Here is a 1,277-nt window from a genome sequence, read left to right on the forward strand (position 1 = left end):
AAAGAAACTATCATTTTTCCCATCGTTATCAGGTGTCATGATGTTATAAGGCGTTCCGCAAGGATTTGCTTCTGGTACAACGACAATCGTTACTGTAGCTACCTGACAATTTGTTGGATTTGACCCATTTTCACAAATTTCATATTCTAGCTCGTAAGTTCCTGGTGTTACATCTGAAGCAATTGTTATGGTTCCATCAGGGTTAAATGTAAAACCATCTTTGTTTGTTTCGTTTGGATCTGGCGTTAAAGTAACCTCTCCAACTGCCATTCCTACTACTACAGGATTTCCGTTTAAAGTATCATTTTCGGTTACAGCTTCCGTAGTTCCCCCTACTGCTGTAGGATTTTGATTATAATCATCTACTACTGGATTAATTGGTGTAACTGGTTTTACTGTAATTAAAACGGTTGTTATTTCACAATTTTCAGAAACTAAACCATTTTCACAGATTTCATATTCTAAGACATAATCCCCTGGAGTAACATTCGTATCGATTGTAATATTTCCATTTTCATCAAAGATAAATCCATCAGGGTTTGCTCCATTCGGATTAGGCGTCAATGTTACCTCTCCTGATGCAGTTCCTATTATTACAGGATTTCCATTTAAAGTATCATTTGCTGTTACATTTCCTATAATGCCCCCTATTGACACAGGACTTTGGGTATAATCATCCATTACTGGTGCAATTGTCGCTACTGGTAGTACTGTAATTTCAACACTGATAACACTACAATTCGTTGGATTATTAACTTCGCAAAGACTGTATTCAACTTGGTAAGTTCCTGATGCTGTATTTGGTGCTACCGTTACTGTACTATCATCATTTAAAGTAAAACCTGCCGGAAGGCTTACTGCTGATAATGTTACATTTCCAGGCGCTGTTCCTATTACAACAGGCATACCGTTTAAAGTGTCATTTTCGGTTAAAGCTAATGTGGTTCCGCCTAATAATCCATTAACGTCTGGTATATTATCCGTTATAGCTTCAATCGTTGGAACTCCTACAATTACTTCAGAAATTGCCGTGCTACAATTCGTTGGATTTAATTTCTCACAAATACTGTATTCAACTTGGTAAGTTCCTGCAGGTGTATTTGATGGAACTGTTACTGTTCCGTCATCATTTAAAGTTAAATCATCAGCTATATTTACAACTGTTAATGTTATTTCTGATAGAACTACTTTCACTCCATTTAAGGTATCATTTTCTAAAACACTTGTGGTTGTAGCTCCGTCTTTTCCGTTGATTGAAGTAAATTCATCTTTTACCG

1 pseudogene is annotated in these 1,277 nt (G+C 36.4%); it reads right to left on the reverse strand.

Annotated elements, in window-relative coordinates:
* Positions 1–1,277: pseudogene (locus tag DPIF8902391_RS10475) on the reverse strand (hypothetical protein); the annotation flags it as partial.

The sequence above is a fragment of the Tenacibaculum finnmarkense genomovar ulcerans genome (assembly GCF_900239495.1).
Classification (GTDB): Bacteria; Bacteroidota; Bacteroidia; order Flavobacteriales; family Flavobacteriaceae; genus Polaribacter; species Polaribacter ulcerans.